Here is a 24,445-nt window from a genome sequence, read left to right on the forward strand (position 1 = left end):
GATTCAGGGACGAAGTAGGGTATATCCCGATGCAAGTAATCGACTCCTTGCAATTGGCTGCAGCGTGGTTCCGCCTCCTGACTCCGGGCGAGCAAGCGCGCGTGCAGAAAGACCTGACGGTGCAGCAGGTCCCCGCGGGAACGATCATCGAGCGCAAAGGGCAGATGGCCCAGGCCTGGATCGGCGTACTGGCCGGACTGGTGAAGGTCTCGGTGGGCAATGCGGAAGGGAAAATGGCCTCCCTGACCGGCGTGCCGGCCGGCGGCTGGTTCGGCGAAGGCTCGCTGCTGAAACACGAGGCGCGCAAGTACGACGTCGTGGCGCTGCGCGATTCGGTCATCGCGCGGCTGCCGGCGGCCACCTTCGAATCGCTGCTGGATAGCAGCATTCCTTTCAATCGCTATCTGCTGCAGCTGCTGAACGAGCGCGTGGCGCAATTCATCGGGAAGGCGGAGAACGACCGCCTGCTCGACGCGGACGCGCGCGTGGCGCGCTGCCTGGCCGAACTGTTCAACCCCATGCTGTATCCCGGCATGGGGCTGCGCCTGAGCATCACGCAGGAGGAAGTCGGCTATCTGGCGCGCGTGTCGCGCCAGCGGGCCAATCGGGCGCTGTGCAACCTGGAACGGGCCGGCTTGCTGAAGGTGGGATACCGCGGGGTACGGGTGCTCGACCTGGAAGGACTGAAGGGATACGAGACCGCGCAGCGGCCATAGGCAGGCGCGGCGAAGAAACGGAACCCGCGCCCCGCGCACCGGACGGACACGCATGTCCGCCGGCGGCGGGCGCCTTCCGTTCATTCTTTCCCGTTCGAATCACCATGACACCCGATTCCCTTTCCGTTCCCGTTCCCGGTTTCAGCGTGGATTTCTGGCAGCCTTACATCCCGGCCGGCCCGCGCGATACCGTCGCCCCCACCCGCTCGCCGGGGCTGAGCTATACGCCCGAATCGCACGGCACCCACGCCGCTTTCTGCGGCGGCGACGAGTTCCCTCGATACCGGGAAGAAGTCCGCGAAAGACTGGCCTTCCTTGTCGCCTTCTGCCGGCGGCATCGCATGCCCGACGCGGATGTCATCCAGAAGAATTTCGATATCTTCTTCGCCCATCGCTTCGATGAATATCATTACTTCGATACCCGCGCCGCCATCGTCGATTCGGTCGGCAAGCGCTCGCTGGATGAATTCTGTGCCCTTATCCTGAATGAAGCCGCCGACCTGGACCGGCGAAAATCCGCCATCCGCAACCTGGCCCAAGGCGTGACGCTGTGCGCCGATGGCGCCGTATCGAATCTGGCGTCCGCCGCCTGCACGCTCGCCAAGACCATCGGCGGCATCCGTGGAAAGCTATGGGAACTGAAGGAAGAGACGGTACGCAGCGTATTGCGCGAACTGCTGGATAAGCGATTCGGCCACGCGGAAAACTACCCGGGCAACGAGATCCACTTCGTCCATACGGTATGGAACGTTCTTGCCGACCAATTCGGGCTGAAGAAAGTCCCGGACGGCATCACGATGGCGGAGGCAACCGGCGATGACTTCCTGGCGCTATGCGCTGCCGGTGTCAGCGCCGCGCTGACACCGGACCGGCTTGCCCTTCTCATCGCCGAAACATGCCAGGCGCGACTCCATAGCCGGATTGTGGATGCGCGCACCCCGCCCGCCGGTCCCTGGACAGCCGGCACCGAAGCGGCAGTCGCGGCGATGTTGGAGGAAATCGGCGACGAGTTCGGATTGACCTCGACGGACGGCCTGGAACTCGGTGACGACGGCGAAACCCCGACGCTACGCGCCAGCGATCTGCGCATGAAAAGCTTTTTCCAGCTCGACGAGGACGCCGGCGCCTATACCTACGCATTGCGGACGGAACCTTCGTTGATCGCCCTGGATGTACTGCGCAACTTCAGCGACCGGCGACTGCTGCAAACGCAGACATACCCGCGCAATGGCGGTGAATGGGTGGATGAGGCAGGGATGCGCGCCGCCCTGTTCCTCTACGGCGAACTCGCATGGGTGGCCAGGATCCGCGCCGGAGCTTCCTTCGGCGATCCGGTGTGGGACAGCGCGGACACGCAATTCGAACCGGTCACCGAGCCCGACCTCCTTCAGTGGCATGCCTCCCGGACGAACGGCGAAGAACCTCCGCCTTCGGCCGCGATACGCCACGCCATCCAGGCCACTGCCGCCTCGCAGCTCGCGCGCATGCCCGGGCGCTGGCTGACGGACGCTGCCGACCTCCAGCGCTTGTTGCGGCGGCTCGGCACGGATGCGGGCCGCGACTACCTGGCCCACAACCTCGCGGAGCTCGGCGCCGTGGGTGCCGGGTACACGAACCGGGAACGCCAGGAACTGTTCGCCGAACTTCTTCGCCTGGACCTGTTCCATGCCATCCGCCCCCTGGCCGAACTATGGGTGCCGAATGAATCCCGGCGCGTGGATCTGATGCATGACGTGCTGGCGCGCGAAGCCATCCCGGCATTTCACCTGGCGATGCAGGGGGAAGATCCGCCGGCCGCCGTGCACGCCTGGTATCGGCCGCTGCGGGAGTCCGGCCTGCTGGCCCTGGTCGCGCCGCGCCTGGTCGACTTACTGGAAATCCGGTACGAGAGATCGCCGATCTTTTCGCATGTATTGAACGCCGGCCGGACCGCCGCCGTCGTGGCGTTTCACGCCCTCGTGAAGGATTTATTGAAGGATCCGACGATACGGTGGCATATCAAGGACCCGCTGCCGGGCCTGCTTGCCGCCACGGATTGGTATGGCATCCCCGCATTGTCGAATGCCATGGCGGACGGTCACACCAGGGCTGTCGAGGCGTACTACGCCTGCGTGGAAGACCTGCTGACGGATCCGCGTCTGGCGCTGACCATCCGCCCCGGCTTGCTGGCGGCATTGCCGGACCTGCTGGTCGGCCGGAAAGGCAACAGCGATTCGGGCCTGGGGTACGCGCTGGAAAGCGGCAATACCCCGATCGTCGGGATCTTCCATGCCCTTGTGATAAACCTGCTGGACAATCCGGCGATCGCTCCGGCTATCGCCAGCGCGCTGCCCGACCTGCTCTCCGCCCAGGTTTGCCGCGGCGCGTCTGCACTGTCGCAATCGATGAGAAACCGTGGGACCGCCACTATCAAGGCTTTCTACGCGATGCTGAAGGATCCGCGCATCAGGCCGCACATCCGGCATGTGATGCCGAACCTGCTGAACGGCCTGGATACCCAGGGCAAGCCGGGTCTCTCGAATGCGCTGCAGAACGGGCACGCCGGCATCATCGAGACCTACCACGCCTTACTGAAGGACCTGCTGCAAGACCCCACGATCGCGCCGCAGATGCTGCCCATGCTGCCCCACCTGCTGACAACGAAGAACAAGGATGGCACGTCCGGCTTCTCGTACGCGACGCTATACGGGCAAAACGCTGCCATCACGGCCTATCGCGCCATGCTGGACGATACCGCGATCCGCCCGCACATCGGCGCGCATCTCCCTGGCTTGCTATCCACGAACATGTTGGAGCCGCCTGCCGCGACCGTGATATTGCATACGGACGGACCGCGACTTATGTCGTAACGCGAGCGAATAATGTCGACAAGCGGGCACATCACACCACGCGGGCCAGCAGCCGCAAGGCAAGCGTCGCCATGATGATGGCGACACCGCCATCCAGGACGCGCCAGGCACGCGGATCGCGGAACAGCGGCCGCAGCAGCCGCGCGCCTCCACCCAGGACCAGCAGCCATAGCGCGCTGGCGGTGATCGCGCCGGCGGCATAGGCCGCCGCGTTGTGGCCGAACGCCTGCGCCAGCGTGCCGATCAGCACGATGTCCAGCCAGAAGTGCGGATTGATCACGGTGAATGCCAACGCCGCCAGCATGGCATCCCGGCGCGTCGTCGCGATCCGGCGCGCGGGCGCGGGCGCGAGCGCGCCGCCGGCGGACCATGCCCGCCGGGCCGAACGCACCGCGTATACCGCCAGAAAGACCGCGCCGCACCAGGCCATCGCCGGCATCATCCAGACGGCCCTGTCCGCCACCGCGCGCCACGCCAGTACGCTGGACGCGATGCACAGGGCATCGACGGCAGCGCACACGGCCAGCACACTGCCGATATGCGCACGTTGCAAGCCCTGCCTCAGGATGAAGGCGCTTTGCGCGCCCACGGCGGCGAACAGGCCGAGGCCCGTGCCCAGCCCGGATACCCATGGTAGATAGAAGGAAAAAGCGGCATTCATGATGACGGTAATTCTGGCTTGCCGCGCACATAAAGAACAGCTAATGTTCCTAATCCATATTTAGCGGTGCTAATGACAATCATGAACCTGGATCACGCCCAGTTGCGTGCGCTGGCCGCCGTCGTGCGGGAAGGTAGCTTCGAGCGCGCGGCAGCCGCGCTGCACGTCACGCCTTCCGCCGTGTCGCAACGGATCAGGGCGCTGGAGGATCGCGTCGGACGCCTGCTGGTACAGCGCACCACGCCGGCCGCGGCCACAGCCGACGGACGGATCCTCGTCCAATTGGCCGAACAGTCCGCCCTGCTGGAGCACGATGCGCTGAACCGCCTGGGGGTGACCGAGGACATCCCGCGCGCCACGCTGCCCGTCGCGGTCAACCACGACAGCCTGGAAACCTGGTTCATGGATGCGGCGGAGGATTTTTCCGCGCGCACCGGCGCCACTCTGGACCTGCGCGCGGAGGACCAGGACCATACGGCCGAACTGCTGCGCGGCGGTGCGGTGCTGGGCGCGGTCACGACGCTTGCCGAACCCGTGCAGGGCTGCCGGCTGCATCCGCTGGGCAGCATGCGGTACGCCGCAACCTGCAGCCCGGAATTCCATGCGCGCCATTTTTCCGCCGGCGTCGATGCGCGATCGCTGGCCCAGGCCCCCGTCCTGGTCTACAACCGCAAGGACGCCCTCCAGGGCCGATTCGCGCGGCGCATCATGCGCGATGCCGCCTGGCAGCCGCCGGTGTGGTGGTTGCCGTCGGCGCGGGCCTTCGTGCGCGCCTCCCTGGTTGGGCTGGGTTGGACCATGAACCCGCTGCCGCTGGTCCAGGCCGAGCTGGACGCCGGCCGCCTGGTCCTGCTGCGAGCCCGCGCCTTCGAGGACACGCCGCTGTACTGGCAGCATTGGCGTATCGAATCCGACACCATGTCCTCGCTGACCGACGCAGTGCTGAGGGCCTCGCGCGGCCTGATACGCCGGCGCGGGCCCTGATACGGCGGCACGCCGCCCGATGCGTCGACATACCGGCTGATGCGACAACGCATGGCCCGATGCCTGGGATGCATTACCTGACGCAAGCGCGCACGGCCTGTCGCGGTCGGGCGCGGCGCAGACTTCAACGGCCTTGCGCGCGGCCGGCTGGGTAAACTATGCGATCGGTTGTTCCCATCTGCCGTCACGCGCACCCGGTCCCCACCCGCGCGAACACCCTCAATATCCCTGGAGACTTCGTATGCTGCTTTCCCGCCTGGCCCTGGCTGCCACCGTACTGGCCCTGCACGGCACCGCGCTGGCCAGCGATTACAAGATCCGCGACATCGAAATCGACGATGCGTGGGTACGCGCCACCGCGCCTGGCCAGACGGCGGGCGGCGGCTATATGGATATCGAGAACGACGGTACGACGCCCGACCAGCTGGTAGGCATCAAATCCCCCGCCGCGGACAATGTCAGCATCCACCAGACAGTCACCGCCAACGGCGTGTCCACCATGCGCGAAGTCGATGGCGGCGTCGCCGTGCCAGCCAAGGGCGAGGTCAAGTTCTCGCCCGGCGGCTATCACGTCATGTTCGAAAAGCTGAAGGCACCGTTCAAGGAAGGCATGGAAATCCCCGCCACGCTGACCTTCCGGCAGGCCGGCGACGTCGAGATCAAGTTCAAGGTGAAGCCCCTCACCTACAAAGCCCCGGCCATGGGCGAGCACATGAACCACGGCGGCGATATGGGGAATATGGGGAACATGGGTGGAATGAGCGGCCACATGTCTCATTGACACCGCTGCGATGCACGCGGACGTTTGCCCGCATTGCAAGGCAGGCGCGCGGATCGTCAGTTGAACGGCGTGTCATCATTCTCCCGGGCCGGCGCGGCTTGCGCCGCCCACCAGCCTGCTCAAACGTTCGTTCACCAGGATTTCCGCTTCGGATACGATGCGCCGCACGAGTTCCGCGCACGTCGGTATGTCGTGGATCAGGCCTTGCACCATGCCGACCGTCCAGATACCGGCTTCCGCATCGCCCTCTTCGTAGACGCGCCGGCCCTTGGCGCCGGCCACCTTGGGGCCGATCCGGTCGATCCCGGCACCCGCCTTTTCCATGTCGATCACGCTTTGCGCCAGCGCGGTACGCGCCACCCGGCTGCTGTTGCGCAGGCTACGCAGGATCAGGCAGGTGTCCGCTTCCGTATTGTTCACGATGGCACGCTTGATGTTGTCGTGCACCGGGGATTCCCGGGTGCACATGAAGCGCGTGCCCATATTGATGCCCTCGGCGCCCAGGGCCAGCGCGGCGACCAGCCCGCGCGCGTCCCCGAAGCCGCCGGAGGCAATGACCGGAATACGCAGCCTGGCCACTGTCGCTGGAATCAGGACCAAACCGGGGATATCCTCTTCGCCGATGTGGCCGGCGCATTCGAAGCCGTCGATGCTGACGACGTCAACGCCGATCTGTTCGGCCTTGAGCGCATGGCGCGGCGTCGTGCACTTGTGAATGATCCTGATGCCGGCGGCCTTGAGGGCCGGCACGTGCGCGGCCGGGTTATTCCCCGCCGTCTCCACGATCTTCACGCCGCAGTCGATGATGACATCGCGGTAAGCCGCGTAAGGCACGGGCTTAAGCGTCGGCAGGATGGTCAGGTTGACCGCGAACGGGCGGTCCGTCATCGACCTGACCCGCCGTATTTCGTCGTGCAAGGCCTCGGGTGAAGGCTGGGTCAGCGCGGTCAGTACGCCCAGCGCGCCGGTGTTGGAAACGGCCGCCGTCAACTCGGCGCGACCGACCCACTGCATGCCACCCTGCACAATGGGATGCTCGATCCCGAGCAGCCGGGTAATCGCGGTTTGCACCGTCAGGCTCCTTTGGTGGCGACAACCGGTGCCGGGGCGGATTGGGCGGCATCCGGATTCGAGCCGAAACGCGGCGGCCGCTTCGCCACGAAGGCTCGGGCGGCTTCGTGGTGGTCAGCCGTTTCCATGCAGCGCAGCTGCCGCCAGCATTCGCGGTCCAGCATTTCGCCCAAGGGCAAATGCGCGGAATCGTTCAGATTGTCCTTGATATAGGCAATGGCGGTACGCGGACCGTCAGCCAGGCGACCGGCCACGCCCATGACAGCTGCTTCCAAAGCATCGGGTTCGAAGACGGTATTGATCAGGCCCAGCGACAATGCCGCCGCGGCGTCGGATGAACCGGGGCTGGTCATTTCATGTGGGGTCACGATGTCTCCTTGTGATCGCGTCGAGAGACCCTATGTCGCCGCGACGACGGCCAAGTTTCACCCGCCGCCGGACTGACTGCTCGGCCGCTTCCGGCCCGCCCTACTCCAGCCTGATTTTGGCCTTCTTGATCACGCCCGCCCACGTCGCCCGTTCCTGCTCCGCATACGCCTTGAACTCCGCGGGCGACATCGGCATGGGAATCACGCCCATGTCCTGGAGCTTGCCGGCAACCTCGGGCTGTGCCAGGGTTTTCTGCAGATCGGCGCTGAACTTCTTCACCACCGCGTCCGGCAGCCCGGCCGGACCGACCACGCCTTGCCAGGCGTAGGCGGTGAAGTCCTTCACCCCTTGTTCAGCCATGGTCGGCACGTCGGGCAACAGCGGCAGGCGCTGCGGCGTCGCGGTCGCCAACACCCGCAGTTTGCCGGCCTTGACGTTGGGCAGGCCTGCGGCCAGGTCGATGAACATCATGTCCACCTGGCCGCCCAGCAGATCCTGGATGGCGGGCGCGGCGCCTTTGTATGGAACATGCAGCAAATCGACGCCGGCGCGCTGCTTGAACAGCTCCAGCGCCAGATGGTGCGGCGAACCGGAGCCGGCGGACGCCACGGTCAGCTTGCCGGGCGTGGCACGCGCGGCGGCCAGCACGTCGGCGACGGTTTTGTACGGCGAATTCGCGTTGACGGCCAGCAGCAGCGGCAGTTTCGCAAGACCGCCGATATAGGTGAACTTGCCGGGATCGTAGGAAAGCTTGGCATACAGCGATGGGTTGTAGGCCAGCGTGCCGGAGTCGGCCGTCCCCACCGTATCCCCGTTGGGCGTAGCCTGGGCGATGGCCGTCGCGCCGATGATAGTGGCGGCGCCCGGACGGTTCTCCACGACGATGGTCTGCCCCAGGGATTTTTCCAGGGAGCTGGCGACGGTGCGGGCAACGACGTCGGAACCGCCCCCGGCGGGATAGGGCACGATCCACCGTATGGGCTGCGTAGGCCAGTTCTGCGCGTGGGCGGATGTGACGGCGGCGCCGACCAGCGCGGCGATCATGGCCGCGCGCCTGAGGATTGCGTGCATGGTGTTATCTCCGTGACGCCCGCGTCGAAACGCGCGGGTGGGCGCCCATTATGCCGACAAGCCCCCGTCACGCGCCATCGGCTGGCCTCCTTAAAGATACGGGCCCGCCAGCGTCGCGCGCCGCTCAGGTTTCGCCGCGTACCTGCTGCAAATAGGTATAGCCGGTCGCGCGCGAAATCCCCAGTCGTTCCGCCACCTCGGTCAAACCGCGCTTGATGCGGAAGACGCCGCGCTGGTCGAGGGCGCGGAAAATGTCCAGCCGATCTTCGCGGGATAGGGTGCCCGCGCTGCGGCCGCCCAGTAGTTCGGCCAACACCGTATCGATCACGATGCGGATATCGTCCACGAAGGTGGTCGGCAGGGGTGCTCCCGCCGGCTCGCCCAGCAGGCCGGCCAGGGTGCTGGCCGCCTGCCGCAGATCCGTGATGTCGACATTGATGCACAGGGCGCCGAACACCTGGCCGCGCGCGTCGCGCAGCACGATGGTCGACGATTTGATGATGCGCCCCGCCGGCGTCGCGGCCAGGTAGTTCAGGCGATCCTGCGCGCGATCGCCTTCGGCCAGGACCGACAGCCCGATCTCCGACATGGCGCTGCCCACCTTGCGCTGCGTGACGCTGCCGGCGACGGCAACCACCGAATGCTCGAGGCAGCGATAGTCATGCAGGACGATCTCCACGTTGCCTCCCAGCGTTTGGGCCATCGGCCCGATGATTTGCGTCAGCATGGCCAGCCGGGCATCAGCTTCGGCACCGCTGCCGCCACGGTTGCGGCGTGTTCTCGTATATGTCGGTTTTGTCATTCTGGATTCTCGCCGCGGCGCGTCGGCGACACGATTCCGGTGATAGGGGCTTGCGCGGGATTATAGGAAGCCCGGCCCTTTACTGGACGATTCGTCTTCCAATTTGACAATAAGTAAAGATGGCGCTCAAATCTTCACGCATCTACTTCGTGTTCCAGTGCTTTCATAACCATGCAATACGGGGATCAATTGTGAGAATCCAGGAAGACGCCACGGCGGCGGGGAGCGCCCCCGCGGTCGGCGCCGATCAATTGTTCGACAGTCTGGACCGCTCGTCCTTCAGCGGCCGGCACGGCAAGATGTACATCACCGTGGCGCTCGGGCATTTTTTCGACGGCTTCGACATCAATATGATGGGCCTGGTGCTGCCGGGCATCGTGGCCGCCTTCGGCCTCAGCTCGCCCCAGGCCGGCGTACTGGCCTCGTGCGTGTTCCTGGGCATGTTCCTGGGCTCCACCGTGGTGGGCGTGCTGGCCGACCGCTATGGCCGGCGCCGCGCCATGATCGCGTCGATCCTGGCCTATTGCGTGTTCAGCCTGGCGGCGGCATGCGCCTGGAGCCATGATTCCCTGTTCGCGCTGCGCGTGCTGCAAGGCGTGGGGCTGGGCGCGGAAGTGCCGCTGGTCTTCACCTATCTGTCGGAATTCATGCCGACCAGGAAACGCGGGTTGCTGCTTTCGGCCAGCGTGTTCTTCTGGCAGGTATCGAGCTTTTTCGCGTCGCTGATGGCCATCTGGATCGTGCCCGCCTACACCTGGCGCGGCATGTTCGTGGTTGGCGCGCTGCCGGCGGTGCTGCTGCTGATCCTGTGGGTCGGCCTGCCGGAGTCGGTGCGTTTCCTGGTCGGACGGGGCCGCATGGGCGAGGCGCGCGCGATCGTCGAGCGCTTCAGCACCGTGGACCCGGCCGCGCTGCCGGCGACGCCTCGGCCGCAGGTGCCGCAACCCGCGCGTGTGCGGGAAATCCTTTCGGGCGGCTACCTGGCGCCCACGCTGGGCATCTGGCTGATGCAGTTCACCGGCGGCGCGGTGTTCTTCGGGATGGCGATCTGGCTGCCGTCGATTTTCGTGAAGATGGGTTTTCCGATGGTGAAGAGCTTCGCCTTTACCGCGATCATCACCGGCGCCGGCGCGTTGGGCAATCTGGTCGGAGGCCTGCTGCTCGACCGACTGGGCCGACGCACGACCGTTTCGCTGTTCCTTACGCTGGGCGGGCTGCTCATGTTCGTCTGGGGACAGGCGCATACCCCGGCCGCCATCCTGTCCATCGGCGCGTTGACCGCGTTGTTCGCGTCCGGCGGCGCGGGCGGCCCTCTGTTCGCCTACACCAGCGAAATCTATCCGACACGCTTCCGCGGCGCCGGCACCGGCTGGGCGGCCTCCTGGCAACGCATCGGCGGCATCGTGGCCGCGCCGGCGCTGGGTTGGCTGTTGGGCCAGGGCGTGCCTGGCTATACCTTCTTCATGGTGGTGGGCGTCGTGCTGCTGGTCGGCGGCGTGGGCGGTTACCTGCTCGGCTACGAGACGCGCGGCAAATCGCTGGAAGACATTACCGCCGCGCTGGGCGGCAAGAGGAGTTGATCAATGGCATTTTTCACGCACGACGGCCATCGCCTGCACTATTTCACGCTGGGCGAGGGCGCGCCGGTGCTGCTGGTGCATGGCTTCACCAACGCGGGCCTGTCCTGGATGAACCAGGTCGCCGCGCTGGCGTTCAACGGCTACCAGGTCATCGTGCCGGACCTTGCCGGCCACGGACTGTCGTCGCCGGTCGGCGCGGTAACCACGGTGGCCGACCTGACGCGCGATGCCATTGCCTTGCTGGATCACCTGGGCGTGGAGCGCGCGGCGGTGTGCGGCCTATCGCTGGGGGGCATGATCGCGCAGCAGGCCGCGCTGGACTTTCCTGGCCGCGTCGAACGCCTGGTGGTGGCCAATTCGCGCGCCACGTTCGCGACGCCCGAAGCGGCCGCGGCGGTGCAGACCTGGATCGGCCTGTTTTCGCAGCCAGAGGGGCCGCTCAAGCGGTTCCAGGCCACCTGGCCGGCCATGTTGAACGAAACGTTCCGCCAGAGTGGCGCCGGCCAGGCTACGTTCGATAGCTGGTGCCAATTGGCCGCGCGCGCCGACGGAGTATCGCTGATCAACGTGGCGCTGGGCATGCGCGAGTTCGACGTACGCGCCCGGCTGGCGCAAATCCGCCAGCCGGTGCTGGTGATCGCGGGCGAGCAGGACAAATTGTTCCCGACCGAAGTGGCGCGCGAAGTCAGCGATGGCATCGCCGGCGCGCAGCTGGCGATCATCCCGGGCGCGTCGCATATATCCAGCCTGGACAGCGCCGATCGCTTCAATCGCCTGCTGCTGGATTTCCTGCGGCAGGATTGATGGGCGAACGTTCGACGAGACGATCATCCAGGCTTCCGCCTTCGGCCAGCAGCGTGGGCCGCGCGGGGCGTCGATCCGCCCGCGCGCCTGGCGCGGACGCGGTCAGGCCCCGGTCACGTCGCGGCGGCACCGTAATCGCGCGCGCCGAACAGCGCGCTGCCGATGCGCACCTCGGTGGATCCTTCCTCGATGGCCAGCTCGAAGTCGCCGCTCATCCCCATGGAAAGCCGCGTCATATCGACACCCTCGATCGCTTCGTCCCGCAGCCGGTCGCGCCAGCCGCGCAGGACGCGAAAGCAGGCCCTGACTGCCTCCGTATCGTCCGAATTGACCGCCAGGGTCATCAGGCCGCGCACCCGCAGACTGGGATAGTCGCGCGCCAGCGCGCGGACGAACCCCGGCAGGTCCGCCGGATCCAGGCCGTATTTGCTGGGTTCGTCGGAGGTCTTGACCTGCACCAGCACGTCCAGCGCCCGCCCTTCCTGCTGCAGGCGCCGGTCCAGGGCCTGCGCCAGGTCCAGGCGGTCCAGCGATTGGACCTCCGCGGCCAGCCGCGCGGCATCCTTGGCCTTGTTGGTCTGCAAATGGCCGATGACCACCCAGTCGATGGCGCAATCGGCAAGGGCCTCGGCTTTTTCGCGGATCTCCTGCATTTTGCTTTCGCCGAAGCGTCGCAGGCCCAGCGCGGCGGCCGCGCGGATGCGATCCGCGCCGAAGGTCTTGCTGACCGGCAGCAGGGCGACCTCGCCGGGATCGCGGCCGGCGCGGCCGCAGGCGGCGGCGATGCGGGATTGCAGGTCGGCCAGGCGGGCCGCAAAGGTATCGGGGGTGGACATGACGGAAATCGGCAAGATGTGCGCCAGGACAGGCGGCACAAAGGTTTGTGAACGAAAGTTAGCGGTTATTAAGGCGCTAGTTTAGAATCTTCCCGCATCCGGACCGCCATCGGCGGCATCCCGTTCCTGGCCCAGCACACACCACCATGTCGCCATCCTCCGTGCCCGACTACGCGTTCGCGGCGCCCTTTCGCGTTCCCGCCATTTCCCCCATCCGCTCGCTGGCAGTCTACGCCAACCGCCCCGGCACGATCAGCATGTCGGGCGGCTATCCCGCCACGGACTTATTCGACGTCGAAGGCCTGAACGCCGCCTCGGCCAAGGTGGGCGCGCGGCTGTCCGACTGCCTGCAGTACTCGAATATCGACGGCCAGGCGTCGCTGCGTGCGCAACTGGCACGACTGTCCGAGGAACGCGGCATACGCTGCGATCCCGATACCGAACTGGCCGTGACCGGCGGCTCCCAGCAGTCGCTGGCGCTGCTGGCCCGGGTGATGCTCCAACCGGGCGACGCCGCTGTGATCGAGAGCCCCTGTTTTCCCAACTCGCGCCAGGCCCTGCACTACACCGGGGCCACCCTGTACACCGCGCCGTCAGGACCGGACGGCGTGGACGTCGACGCACTGGAGGAACTGGTCGCGCGGGTCAGGCCCAAGCTGGTCAGCGTGGTCGCCACGTTCTCCAATCCCTGCGGCGCCACGCTAAGCCTCGAACGCCGCCGGCGTCTGGTCGAACTGGCGGCACGCCATCGTTTCCTGCTGGTCGAGGACGATCCTTACGGGGAACTGCGCTTCGAAGGCGAGACCGTCCCGCCGCTGCTGGCGCTGGCCGAAGGAGATGCCCGTCACTGGGTGGTGTATATCTCCAGCATGTCCAAGACCATGGCGCCGGCGCTGCGCATAGGCTGGATGATCGCGCCGGCCGAGGTGCGCCGGCGCTGCGTCAGCGCCAAGGCATCCGACGATATGGCGTCCTCCGCCTGGATACAGGAAATCGTCGCGCAGTACGTCGAGGACGGCCGCTACCACGTCCACGTCCCGCGCATCCGTGCCTCGTATGCGGCGCGCGCGGACGTCCTTGCCCGGGCGCTGTCGGAGGAACTGGGCGACCAGCTGTCTTTTCGCAAACCGCAGGGCGGCATGTTCTGCTGGGCCCGCCTGAACGGCGGCATCGACAGCACGCGGCTGTTGCCCTACGCCATCGACCATGAAGTGGTCTATGTACCCGGCAAGGCGTTCTATATCGACCCGGCACAGGCCGACATGCAGGCGATGCGGCTGTCCTTCGCCACCATGAACGAAGAACAGATCCGCACCGGCATCGTAAGGCTGCGCCAGGCGCTGCAAGCCTGCGCCGAGGGCAAGCCCGCGACGGTGGCGCTGCCGGCATAGCAGCTACAATCGGCCTCACCCGGCCTACCGCCCGACGGATAACACCCTTGGCGCTTCAACTATCCAATCTCCCCAACCTGGGGGCCCCGCCGAATTCCTCCGATATCATCGCCAAACATCTGCGCGATGCGATTACCGCTGGGACTCTGGACGAGGGGGAGCCGATACGCCAGGACGACGTCGCCAAGCTGTTCAACGTCAGCAAGATTCCCGTCCGGGAGGCGCTCAAGCGCCTGGAAGCCGAGGGCCTGGTGGAATTCCAACGCCATCGGGGCGCTGTGGTTACCAGCATGTCAGAGCCCGAAATCGCGGAGATCTTCATGGTCCGGGCGATATTGGAATCCAACGCCATCAAGCTGTCGGTCCCGCACATGACGGAACAGACGCTCGCGCGGGCAGAGCAACTGTGCGACCAGTTCGCCACCGAGACAGACGTTGCGCGTTGGTCGGAGCTCAACTGGGCATTCCATTCCTGCCTTTATACCGACGCGGCCGCGCCCTTCCTTCTGGGGCTTATCCGATCGGTCAACGACCGGATAGAACGGTATCTGCGCATGCAGCTCACACTATCGGGCGGCAAGGGCGTGGCGGACCATGAGCATCGCGAAATCCTCCAGGCGTGCCGCAACAAGAATGCCGAATTGGCCTCCGAGTTGACCAAGGCGCATATCCAGCAGGCCGCCCAATCCTTGCTCAGCAGCTTGCCCAAACGCCAACCGGCTGCCTGATCGCCCCCTGACCATATACACGTCCCCCGCCTCGCCGGGGCAGCGGCGCTTCATTGCCGCCGCTACAGGCGCCGCCCCCATGGGCGCGGCCGGTCTGCGCGCGGTGCTCGCAGCGCCTCGGGAAAACACTAGCCGTCTTTGTCTTGACGGTCGCGGGCAGCGATGAGTAGAGTCGCAAAATCGTATACGTATACGATATCTACTATAAATCCAGGACAAGGCGGATCATGAGAAAGCTGTTTGGATGGGTAGCCGGCGCCGTGCTGGCAATGGCCGCCGCATCGGCGATTGCCCAGGAAATGCGTATTGGTCTGCAAGAAGTTCCGACGTCCTGGATCCCGCCCGGGGGCGCACATACGTAGGCCGGATCGTGTTCGCATCGCTGTGCGACAAGCTGGTCGATATCGACGCGCAACTGCATTTCATACCGCAGTTGGCAACGTCCTGGAGCTGGAGCTCCGATAACACGATGCTGACCATGAAGCTGCGCACCGACGTGCTGTTCCATGACGAGACCAAGTTCGACGCCGCGGCCGCCAAGGCCAACCTGGACCGGGCGCGCACCATGAACGGCAGCTACCGCAAGGGCGAACTGATATCGATCGACAAAGTGGAAGCACCCGATCCGCAAACGCTGGTGATCAAGCTGAAGTATCCCGATGCCACGCTGCTGTCCCAGCTGAGCGATCGCGCGGGCATGATGTTGTCGCCCGCGACCTTCGACCCACAGGATGAAGAGAAGGTGGGACGCAAACCCATATGTTCCGGTCCGTTCAAGTTCGTCGAGCGCGTACAGAATGACCGCGTCGTACTGGACCGCTTCGACAAGTACTACGACGCAAAGGACTATCACTTCAAGCGCGTGGTGTTCATGCCGATCCCGGACACCACGGTGCGGCTGCAGAATCTGCGCGCCGGCAGCCTGGACATGCTGGAACGCTTGAGCCCGTCCGACGCCGAGGACGTCAAGCGCGACCGGAATCTGCGCTTCGCCAACATCGCCGGGCTGGGATTCCAGGAACTCTACTTCAACCTCAACAATGGCGAGCGCGCCAAGACGAATCCGTTTGGCGATCCACGCGTGCGCAAGGCACTGGATCTGGCGATCGACCGCGACGCGATAAATCAGGTGGTCGGCGGTGGGATCTTCGAGCCTGCCAGCCAGCCTTTCCCGCCGGCCAGCCCGTATCACAGCGAGAAGTTTCCCGCCCAGAAGCGGGACGTCGCGAAGGCCAGGGCATTGCTGAAGGAGGCGGGGATGCCTACCGTCAAGGCCGAGCTGCTATTCGGCAACAACACGACGGCAGCTGCCACAGCAGAGATGATCCAGGCGATGGCGCACGAGGCCGGCATCGAACTAAGCCTGCGTCCCACCGACTATGCGGCCATGCTGCATCAGATGCGTGCGGGCAATTTCGAGGTGGGAATGCGCAATTGGTCGGGACGGTCGGATCCGGACGGCAATGTCTTCGCTTTCATCTCCTGCAAGGGACAGGTGAATGATGGGGAATACTGCAATCCGCAGGTGGACAAGCTGCTGCACGAAGCGCGCCAGGACAACGACGAAGGCAAACGCAAGGCGCTTTACGACCAGATCCAGACGCTGACGCACAAGGACGTCGTCGACATCTTCCTGTACTACCAGCCGTGGCCGTTTGCGTTGCAGCAGAAGGTTCGCGGATTCATTCCCTATCCGGACGGCCTTATCCGCCTGAAAGGTGTGTCGTTCGCCCAGAAATAAAGCCCCCAGGAGGGGGCCCGGGCGAGACACCGAAATGCCCCCTTCCCGATTGAAAATCGAATCACTGATCCAGCAGCGGGCTCCTCACTCGAACGTCCGGGCAAGCCTGTTCGTACGCATGCCCCAGCTGCAACACCGCCATGTCGCTGGCGGGCGGGCCTATCAGTTGCAGGCCCATAGGCAGGCCAGCCGCGGAGAATCCGGCGGGCACGTTCAAAGCCGGCAGCCCCGCCATGGAAACGGGAATCACGACCTCCATCCAGCGATGGTACGTATCCATTTCCCTTCCATTGATGGCCCGCGGCCAGTGATCCGCGACATCGAAGGGGAAGATCTGTGCCGTTGGAAGGACGAGGAAATCGCAGGTCTCGAACAAACGGGTGAAGTGCTGGAACCAGGCGCTGCGCACCAAGGCGGCCCCGTAGACGTCGGCCCCCGACAAAGCTCGCCCGGATTCGATCTCCCAGATCATCTCGGGCTTGAGCAGCTCGCGATGCGCAAGGACGTCGTAGTCCTGACGCCGCTCGCCGGCAATCTGGTAGCTGCGCAGGGTCACCCACGCACTCCACAGGCGGTCCATCGGGAAGTCGACGTGCGCGATCTCCACGGTGCAACCGATATCGCGAAATACATCGAGCGCCCGCTCGCACAGTTCAAGGACACCGGGCTCGGTGGCCAGATAGCCATTGAAATCGCCGAGCCAGCCTATGCGCAGGCCCTGGCAATCTCGTTGCAAGGGTCGAGTGAATACGGCAGGATCGTCCCGTAGCGAGAGCGGCGCCCTGTGGTCCGCGCCAGCCTGTATCGAAAGCAGCATCGACAGATCCGCCACGGATCGCGCCATGGGCCCGCTGGTGCTCAGCTGATCGAAGAAGACGTCATCGGCCGGCGCGGCGGGCACCCGGCCGAAGGACGGACGCATGCCGAACACGTTGTTGTAGCCGGCCGGGTTGCGCAGGGAACCCATCATGTCGCCCCCGTCGGCCACGGGCAACATATGCGTGGCCAGGGCAACCGCCGCCCCGCCGCTGCTTCCGCCCGCGCAGCGCGACGGGTCGTAGGCATTGCCCGTTGCGCCGTACACCGCGTTGTACGTGTGGGATCCCAGGCCGAATTCCGGGGCGTTCGTCCGTGCAATGAAGATCGAACCCGCCGCGCGCATACGCCCGATGGCCAGGCTGTCGGTTTGCGTGACGGTATTGCGGTAGATGCGCGACCCGCGTGTCGATACCATGCCGGCGACCGATGCCGTGTCTTTCGGCGCCTGGGGAAATCCGTGCATCCAGCCGCGGCTGCGGCCCCTTGCGAGCTCGGCATCGGCTTGCGCGGCGGCGTTGATCGCCTGCTCGGTGTCTATCCTTCCGACAAGCGCATTGACGCGGGGATTGATGCGGTCGATCTGCGACAGGTAGGCCGCCATGACGTCGACGCAGGATACGTCCCGCCGGTGTATGGCGGCCGATAGTTCGACGGCCGACAGGTCGACGATTTCATGGCTGGGACGCTTGCTGCCGGTCGGCTTTGCCATTTTGCTTCTCGCGTTCGAGGGTGGATTATGGCGCCCGTTCGCGCGCGCCTCACTATTGGTTTACGGAGCCGGACTTTGCTCAGGAAGGCATCAGGCCCAGGTTGCCTTGTACGCCAATTTCCCGAAGCATTCACAACACGGTTCATTCCCAACGCTGCCTGGATATTATACGATATACGTTTTTGAAATCGACGATACCGACGATGCGTTATGAACGGGTAGTAAGCACGGTCGAAACCCACACCGGGGGCGAACCTTTCCGCATCGTCACAAGCGGCCTGCCCCGCTTTCCGGGCCGCTCCATCGTCCAGCGCCGGGCCTGGATCGAGGAGAACCTGGACGATGTCCGCACCGCGTTGATCTTCGAGCCGCGCGGCCACGCGGACATGTACGCGGGCTACCTGACCGACCCGGTGTCGCCCGAGGCCGATTTCGGCGTGATATTCGTGCACAACGAGGGCTACAGCGACCATTGCGGCCACGGCGTGATCGCCCTGGCGACCGCCGCGGTGGAACTGGGCTGGGTGACTCGCACCCAGCCCGAGACACGGATCGGCATCGATGCGCCGTGCGGCTTCATCGAGGCGCACGTCGAATGGGATGGAGAGCAGGCCGGCGACGTCCGGTTCGTCAATGTGCCCTCCTTCATGGCGATGCGGGACGTGTCGGTCGACACGCCGAGCTTCGGGCGCGTCACCGGCGATATCGCGTTCGGGGGTGCCTTTTACTTCTATACCGACGGCGCGCCACACGGGCTTGCCATCGAGGAGCGGCGTATCGAGCAACTGATCCGCTTCGGCGCCGAAGTAAAGATCGCGGCGAACAAGGCCTACCCGGTCGTGCACCCGCATATTCCAGAGTTGAACCATATCTATGGGACCATCATCAGCGGGCCGCCGCGCCACCCCGGATCCACGCAGGCAAATTGCTGCATCTTCGCCGATCGACAGGTCGACCGTTCTCCTACGGGGTCGGGCACCGCCGGGCGCATCGCGCAGTTGGTGGCGCGCGGCGAACTCCGCCTGGGCGAGTACATCAGCAACGAGTCGGTGATCGGCACCGTCATGCGGGGACGCGCGCTGGCTTCCGCCAAGGTGGCGAACTACGACGCGGTCGTACCGGAGATATCGGGACGGGCCAGCATCCACGGCTTCGCCAATTGGGTGCTGGATCCGCGTGACCCTCTGAAGAATGGCTTTCTGCCCCGCTGAACGCTGCGCCCTCAGGGCCTATGCCTTAAGGACTATCCATGGCGCGGCATTCCGCGCGAAGCCTGTTCAAAGCGGTCCGGCGAGCAGGTCCACGAACAAGGTCGGCGGGCCCATTTGGCCGCCCTTCAGCATCAATTCCAGCCGATCGGCGCAATGTCCGGGCGCATGGACGCGGCAGACGGCGACGCCAGGGCTGGCCGCGTAGGCGAAAGTCAGTGCACGCGCGCCCCAGGACTGCACCGCCAGGCTGGACGTATCGCCGCCGGCAAAGCCGGCCCGCGCCAGGGGATGGCGTGCCAGCACCTCGGCCATCAGGCGGCCGCAGGCTTCGGCCAGTGCGCGGGTAAAGCCGGGCCGCGACGCGCCGCTATCGTCGCTCAAGGTGCTGTGCGCGACTACGCTGCGGCCATCGCGCAGGGCCCGGACGACACGGCTCGCCAGCCCGTCGGCGTAATGGGGATCGCCGCGGGCCATGGCCGGGGCATCCAGGGCCAGGGAGACGAAGCCAGCCTGCTCCGCGGCGGCGATCTGCGCGGCCGTGACGGGCGAACGGCTTCCCGCAATGATGAAGGTCTGGCTTACCGCGCGCCGTGCGGGTTGAGGGGGTTGAGGGGGTTGAACGTCGCGGCCCTGGTGGGCGAGGGGAAAATCCGCCTGGGCATTGGCCTGGCCATCGGGCCTGCCCGCGTTTGCGGTGCTATCCGCGGCCAGCAAGGCCTGCACCGCGCCCGTCGGCCCTACCATCAACAAGGGTCCTTGCTGCGTCGCTCGGCGGCGCCATAGCAAAGCGCCGATGCGGCGCAGATCCTCGGTGTGGACCGCGTCGAACAATACGGCGGAGGCGCCTGCGCCCAGCAGCGCATCCAGCCGCGCCACGCGCGCGGGCTCATCTTCGGCCAGCATGTCCGTATCGAAAGATTCCACGCCCGCCAGTCCCTGCCGTGCCAGGTGTACCCGCAGGTCCGCTTCGTCCATGGGCGTGACGGGATGCCGGCTCATCGTCGGATGGCGGTCCAGTCGATAGACCTGCCCATCCTGTCCCGCACGCGCGTAGAGATTCGCGAAACTGCAGTAGCGGCCCAGGTTGGGCTGGCCGCCGACGATGTACGCGGGCCGCGCGCCCAGCGCACGCCACGCCAGCGCGATCGCATGGCCGATGCTGCCGATGTGCGGCGCGCTGTCGAAGGTCGAACAGGTTTTGTAGTGGACGACGCCAGCCCCCGTCGCGGCCAGTTCGTGGAACACGCGCGGCAGGACATCGTCCATATCGGCCGGCGACATCGCACGGGCCGTGCCGGCCACGCCTATGCAGTCCAGCGGGCCGAAGTGGGCCAGGTCCCGTGCCGTGGGCACGTCCAGGAACAACACCGCGCGCCAGCCGGCCGACACCACGGTCGCCAGCGTATCGGTAGACCCGGTGAAATCATCGCCGTAATACGCCACGCGTACCCGCGCGGGCTTGGCGCCGCCATCTGGCGCATCGCTTTCGATCATGCCTGTCGGCATCCGGACCATCCTTTTCCGCAGCGCGGGCCGGCCACGCTTCAACCATAGAACGCCAGGGCATGCGCCAGCGCCGGGCGATCGCGCGCGAAGTCCGGCAGGGGCACGCCGGCCCGCGCGGCATCCCATGCGTCGCGTATGCTTTGCACCCCCGCCGCCGCGCCGTCGGGGTGGCCCAGGATACCGCCACCGGACAGGAAAATCAGGTCGTCGCTGCCCACCGCGCCGAAGGTGGCCGGCACGGTACCTGCCCATTGCCCCGACGAAAATACCGGCATGACGGCATCGTCGCCCGCCATGGGAGCCAGGCAGGCTCGCGCGGATTCGATGACGCTTTCGTCGCTTTCGTAGAACTTCCCGCCCAACCCGTTGACGTGCAGCTGGTCCACGCCGGCCAGACGCCACAGTGCCTGGTAGGCCGGGAAGGCGATGCCCAGCGCGGGATGGCGCGACATCATCGCCAGGCCGTTGCGATGCCCATGTATGGCCAACGGCGTGGTGCGCCGCAAGGCCTGGATGGCGCTGAAACCGCACCAGTTCAGGCTGGCCATCACGCAGGTACCGCCCGCCGCCTCTACGCGAGCGGCATGGCCGCGCATCGCGTCCAGATCGTCGGAGATATTGAAGGCATACATGACCTTGCGCCCGGTGCGCTGCGCGTGGTCGTTGATGACCCGCATGACGGCTTCCACCCGGCGCGCCAGCGGCGAGTGCGGCGGGTTGGCCATGCACTCATCGTCCTTGATGAAATCCACGCCGGCCTCGCACAGGCCGGCGACCACGCGCGCGGTTTCCTCGGGTGTCATGCCGACGTTGGGTTTGATGATGGTTCCCAGAATCGGGCCATCCCGCCGGCCGGCCAGGGCCCGCGTCCCGGCCACGCCATGGCGCGGCGCATCGAACAATCTGACGTAGTCCGCGGGAAGATCCAGGGACAACAGCTTCACGCCGGTCATCTCGCCCAGGTCATAAATGTTGCCGCCCACCGTCGCCGCCAGCGTGGGCAGGTTCGCGCCCACGTTGTCCACCGGAAAGGACACCGTGATGACGGCCTGGCGGAACGGCCCCTGGGCACCCCGGCGCGCCAGGAAGGCGTTGGGCAGGCTGGGCGTATCCGTCGTTCCGGTTTGCCGGATGGACTGGACAATGGCGCGCGAGCGCCGGCGCAGGTCATCGGTTTCGCCGGCCACGCGCACGAAGGTCCCGCTGGACTGCTCGCCCGCCAGAACGTCGGCGGCCTGCTCCAGTGCGAAGGGGGTTTCGATGAAGTACGTGGCGCGGAAATCGCGCCGCTGGGTGTCCGTCATGGCAGCCTACAGCGTGGAAAGGTCGGGAAAAGGACGCACGGGATCGCTGCCGTCCCAGCCGATCGACGCCTCGCGGATCATGCGGAACAGGCGGCCCTTGGGGCCGGCGATCTCGGACAGTTCGATCACCGTGCCGGGATGGGTTTCGGTTTCGTAATAAACGTAGCGGCCGCGTTCCCCGACCTCGCCGCTCATGCCGACCTTTAGTCCCTGCTCCGCCAGGCGGCGCACATCCTCGTCGAAGGTTTCCGTCCAGTAGGCCAGGTGCTGCAGGCCGGTATGGCCGGCGTCCAGGAAAGCCTTGTACATGGATGGGGCATCGTTGCGCTGCTGGATCAGTTCGATCTGCAAAGGCCCGGAATTGGCCAGCGCCACGGAGACTTCGATGGGCGACGGCTGGCCCCGGTACATGAAGTTCCTGACCGGCACGCGATCGGCGTAGAACCATGGGCCGATGCCCAGCGTCTCGCTCCAATGCCGCATTTCCTTGTGGATGTCGCGCACGACGTATCCCGCCTGCCGCACTTCGCCGAACAACCGACTCATGGTTACACCTCGATCAGAGAAAGCCCGTGGATATCCACGGAATGAAAGCCACCAGCACCACCCCTGCCGCCAACGCGGCCAGGTAGCCCCACATGTAAGGCATGGCCTCGTCCGGACTGACCTTGCTGATGGCGCAGGCGCCGTAGTAGCCCACGCCGAACGGCGGCGCGAACAGGCCCAGGCCCATCGACAGGATGACCACCATGGCGTAATGCACGTCGTTGACGCCGACGGCGCGCGCGATGGGGAACAGCAGCGGGCCGAACAGGACGATGGCCGGAATGCCTTCCAGCACGCTGCCCAGGACCACGAAGGCGACGATGGATATCACGAGGAATCCGGCCGCGCCGCCAGGCATGCGCCGCATGAATTCCGCCAGGTCCTGCGAGAAGCCCGATTGGGTCAGGCCCCAGGCCATCGCGGTCGCCGCGCCGACGATGAAAATGATGGCGCCCGACAAGGCCGCCGTATCCAGCAGCATCGAGGGCAGGCGGCGCCAATCGAAACGGCGGTACAGCACGAGCCCGGCAAGTACGGAATAGGCGATGCCGATGGTAGACACTTCCGTGGCGGTGGCCACCCCTTCGACCACGGCGGCACGGATCAGGAAGGGCAGCAGCAGCGCCGGCACGGCGACGCAGAACAGGCGCGCGATTTCGCGGGCCGGCACGCGCCGCACGCCGGACAGGTCCTCGCCGCGGCTGCGGCGCCAAACGATGACCGCCAGCGCCAGGCCCAGCGCGGCGCCCGGCAGCATGCCGCCGGTGAACAGCGCCGCGATGGAAACGCCGGTCACCGAACCGATGGTGATCAGCACGATGCTGGGGGGGATGGTTTCGGTCTGCGCGCCGGTGCAGGACAGCAGCGCGGCCAGATTGCCCGGCCGCGCGCCGCGCTGCTGCATTTCCGGGAAGAGGGCCGGCGCCACCGCCGCCATGTCGGCCACCTTGGAACCCGATATGCCGGACACCAGGTACATCGCGCCTATCAGCACGTACGACAGCCCGCCGCGCACATGTCCCAGCAGGCTGGCCAGAAAGCCGATCATGGCCCGCGCCATGCCGGTCATCTCGATCAGCAGCCCCAGCAGGATGAACATGGGCACGGCCAGCAGGATCAGATGCGACATGCCCTCGTCCATGCGGCCCACCATGACCATCAGCGGCGTGTGGGTGGTCAGTGAAAGGTAGCCGAAGGTCGCGAGCGCGAAGGAGAAGGCGATGGGCACGCCCGCGAATACATTGGCCGCGACCAGCCCGACGAAGAAGATCAGCAGGTTCGCCTTGCCCAGCGTGGCCAGCACCGGCTGCGCCAGCATGAACAGGCCGACGACGACCGCCACGGTGGCCAGCGCGCCGGCCACATGGCGCCACGATCCCGCGCGCGCCAGCCGCAGCACCGCGAAAGCGGTCATCAGAGCAAAGCCCACGGGCAGCGCGGACGCCCGCCAGGCATTCGATATTTCCAGCGCGGGGGTGGTGACGACGGCTTCCTCGCTGGCATATTCCCAGGCGTGGGGCAGCACCATCAGCATGAAGCACAACGAGGCGGCAATGGCGGCCACGTCCAGCCAGGCCCGCGCCGCCGGCGACGCCCGCGAGACGAAGGCCGTCATGCGCATGTGTTCCCCGCGCCGCAGCGCCACCACGGCCCCCAGCATGGACAGCCACAGGAACAGGATGGACGCCAGTTCGTCGCCCCAGACCAAGGGGGAGTGAAAGACATAGCGCGCAATCACGCCCGCCAGCAGAACGAAGATTTCGGCCAGCACCAGCAGCGCGGCGGGAACTTCGACGGCCAGCCCCAGGGCCCGGTCCAGCCGGCCCCACCATCCCGCCGCGCCGTCGGCCGCACCGGGATGACCGGCGCTTTCCGCCTCGCCGTGCGGCGCTATTTTCGGCGGATCTTTCGCCAGATAGCCTGCGTGTGTTTGCATATCGCCTCCGTCGCGTACCGGCGCGTCGAG

The 24,445-nt window shown here is 66.0% G+C and carries 20 protein-coding genes and 1 pseudogene; 10 read left to right on the top strand and 11 right to left on the bottom strand.

The genetic code is table 11. The features are described 5' to 3' along the window. Positions 1 to 29 precede the first annotated feature (29 nt). A complete protein-coding gene (locus ACO1P8_RS12385; protein ID WP_486296181.1) occupies positions 30 to 716 on the top strand; it encodes a Crp/Fnr family transcriptional regulator in 687 nt (228 codons plus the stop codon). A 104-nt stretch (positions 717 to 820) separates the two neighbouring features. Beyond that, the gene (locus tag ACO1P8_RS12390) at positions 821 to 3,565 is read left to right on the top strand and encodes a hypothetical protein (RefSeq protein ID WP_486296182.1); all 2,745 of its coding nucleotides are present in this window, start codon (positions 821 to 823) and stop codon (positions 3,563 to 3,565) included. Positions 3,566 to 3,596: 31 nt separating this feature from the next. Here ACO1P8_RS12390 and ACO1P8_RS12395 read toward each other — a convergent pair whose 3' ends face one another. Then, positions 3,597 to 4,226 (bottom strand): LysE/ArgO family amino acid transporter, encoded by a 630-nt coding sequence (locus ACO1P8_RS12395; protein WP_486296183.1) that lies wholly within the window; start codon positions 4,224 to 4,226, stop codon positions 3,597 to 3,599. 81 nt (positions 4,227 to 4,307) lie between these two features. On the opposite strand from ACO1P8_RS12395, the gene ACO1P8_RS12400 reads away from it, so the two are divergent. Further along, a complete protein-coding gene (locus tag ACO1P8_RS12400; RefSeq protein WP_486296184.1) occupies positions 4,308 to 5,210 on the top strand; it encodes a LysR family transcriptional regulator ArgP in 903 nt (300 codons plus the stop codon). Between the two features lie 241 nt (positions 5,211 to 5,451). Then, positions 5,452 to 5,991, top strand: a complete 540-nt coding sequence (locus ACO1P8_RS12405; protein ID WP_486296185.1) for a copper chaperone PCu(A)C — start codon at positions 5,452 to 5,454, stop codon at positions 5,989 to 5,991. Between the two features lie 75 nt (positions 5,992 to 6,066). Here the strand turns inward: ACO1P8_RS12405 and ACO1P8_RS12410 are convergent, their stop codons facing one another. From ACO1P8_RS12410 to ACO1P8_RS12425, 4 genes are all read right to left on the bottom strand, one after another. Then, on the bottom strand, positions 6,067 to 7,062 hold the full coding sequence (locus ACO1P8_RS12410; protein ID WP_486296186.1) for an NAD(P)H-dependent flavin oxidoreductase: 996 nt from the start codon (positions 7,060 to 7,062) through the stop codon (positions 6,067 to 6,069). A 2-nt stretch (positions 7,063 to 7,064) separates the two neighbouring features. Next, positions 7,065 to 7,430 carry an enoyl-CoA hydratase-related protein gene (locus tag ACO1P8_RS12415; RefSeq protein WP_486296187.1) on the bottom strand — a complete coding sequence of 122 codons (366 nt, stop codon included), beginning with the start codon at positions 7,428 to 7,430 and terminating at the stop codon, positions 7,065 to 7,067. A 100-nt stretch (positions 7,431 to 7,530) separates the two neighbouring features. Then, entirely contained in the window at positions 7,531 to 8,502 is a 972-nt protein-coding gene (locus ACO1P8_RS12420) for a Bug family tripartite tricarboxylate transporter substrate binding protein (protein ID WP_486296188.1), read from the bottom strand. Positions 8,503 to 8,626: 124 nt separating this feature from the next. Further along, on the bottom strand, positions 8,627 to 9,304 hold the full coding sequence (locus ACO1P8_RS12425; protein WP_486296189.1) for a helix-turn-helix transcriptional regulator: 678 nt from the start codon (positions 9,302 to 9,304) through the stop codon (positions 8,627 to 8,629). Positions 9,305 to 9,495: 191 nt separating this feature from the next. Between ACO1P8_RS12425 and ACO1P8_RS12430 the strand changes: the two genes are divergently transcribed. Together ACO1P8_RS12430 and ACO1P8_RS12435 are read left to right on the top strand one after the other, a co-directional pair. Further along, positions 9,496 to 10,884 carry an MFS transporter gene (locus tag ACO1P8_RS12430; RefSeq protein ID WP_486296190.1) on the top strand — a complete coding sequence of 463 codons (1,389 nt, stop codon included), beginning with the start codon at positions 9,496 to 9,498 and terminating at the stop codon, positions 10,882 to 10,884. 3 nt (positions 10,885 to 10,887) lie between these two features. After that, the gene (locus ACO1P8_RS12435) at positions 10,888 to 11,688 is read left to right on the top strand and encodes an alpha/beta fold hydrolase (protein WP_486296191.1); all 801 of its coding nucleotides are present in this window, start codon (positions 10,888 to 10,890) and stop codon (positions 11,686 to 11,688) included. 113 nt (positions 11,689 to 11,801) lie between these two features. Here the strand turns inward: ACO1P8_RS12435 and ACO1P8_RS12440 are convergent, their stop codons facing one another. Further along, complete coding sequence (locus ACO1P8_RS12440; protein ID WP_486296192.1) at positions 11,802 to 12,524, bottom strand: YggS family pyridoxal phosphate-dependent enzyme; 723 nt, start codon at positions 12,522 to 12,524, stop codon at positions 11,802 to 11,804. Positions 12,525 to 12,670: 146 nt separating this feature from the next. Between ACO1P8_RS12440 and ACO1P8_RS12445 the strand changes: the two genes are divergently transcribed. The 3 genes and pseudogenes from ACO1P8_RS12445 to ACO1P8_RS12455 all read left to right on the top strand — a co-directional run bounded on the left by ACO1P8_RS12445 (position 12,671) and on the right by ACO1P8_RS12455 (position 16,384). Next, a complete protein-coding gene (locus ACO1P8_RS12445) occupies positions 12,671 to 13,915 on the top strand; it encodes an aminotransferase-like domain-containing protein (protein ID WP_486296193.1) in 1,245 nt (414 codons plus the stop codon). A gap of 47 nt (positions 13,916 to 13,962) precedes the next feature. After that, complete coding sequence (locus ACO1P8_RS12450) at positions 13,963 to 14,643, top strand: GntR family transcriptional regulator (RefSeq protein ID WP_486296194.1); 681 nt, start codon at positions 13,963 to 13,965, stop codon at positions 14,641 to 14,643. A 227-nt stretch (positions 14,644 to 14,870) separates the two neighbouring features. Continuing rightward, a pseudogene (locus tag ACO1P8_RS12455) lies at positions 14,871 to 16,384 on the top strand (ABC transporter substrate-binding protein). Positions 16,385 to 16,445: 61 nt separating this feature from the next. Here the strand turns inward: ACO1P8_RS12455 and ACO1P8_RS12460 are convergent. After that, positions 16,446 to 17,912, bottom strand: coding sequence for an amidase (locus tag ACO1P8_RS12460; RefSeq protein ID WP_486296195.1), 1,467 nt, complete (start codon positions 17,910 to 17,912; stop codon positions 16,446 to 16,448). Between the two features lie 203 nt (positions 17,913 to 18,115). Between ACO1P8_RS12460 and lhpH the strand changes: the two genes are divergently transcribed. After that, positions 18,116 to 19,123 (top strand): trans-3-hydroxy-L-proline dehydratase, encoded by a 1,008-nt coding sequence (gene lhpH, locus ACO1P8_RS12465; protein WP_486296232.1) that lies wholly within the window; start codon positions 18,116 to 18,118, stop codon positions 19,121 to 19,123. Between the two features lie 66 nt (positions 19,124 to 19,189). On the opposite strand, the gene ACO1P8_RS12470 is transcribed toward lhpH, so the two are convergent. The 4 genes from ACO1P8_RS12470 to ACO1P8_RS12485 are packed head-to-tail and all read right to left on the bottom strand — an operon-like array spanning position 19,190 to position 24,415. Continuing rightward, a complete protein-coding gene (locus ACO1P8_RS12470; protein WP_486296196.1) occupies positions 19,190 to 20,629 on the bottom strand; it encodes a four-carbon acid sugar kinase family protein in 1,440 nt (479 codons plus the stop codon). A 38-nt stretch (positions 20,630 to 20,667) separates the two neighbouring features. Beyond that, positions 20,668 to 21,933: a ribulose-bisphosphate carboxylase large subunit family protein gene (locus tag ACO1P8_RS12475; RefSeq protein WP_486296197.1), complete on the bottom strand. Its 1,266-nt coding sequence runs from the start codon at positions 21,931 to 21,933 to the stop codon at positions 20,668 to 20,670. 6 nt (positions 21,934 to 21,939) lie between these two features. Further along, a complete protein-coding gene (locus tag ACO1P8_RS12480; RefSeq protein ID WP_486296198.1) occupies positions 21,940 to 22,479 on the bottom strand; it encodes a VOC family protein in 540 nt (179 codons plus the stop codon). Between the two features lie 13 nt (positions 22,480 to 22,492). Further along, a complete protein-coding gene (locus ACO1P8_RS12485; RefSeq protein WP_486296199.1) occupies positions 22,493 to 24,415 on the bottom strand; it encodes a TRAP transporter large permease in 1,923 nt (640 codons plus the stop codon). Between the last annotated feature and the right edge of the window lie 30 nt (positions 24,416 to 24,445).

It is taken from the genome of Bordetella sp. (genome assembly GCF_057362025.1).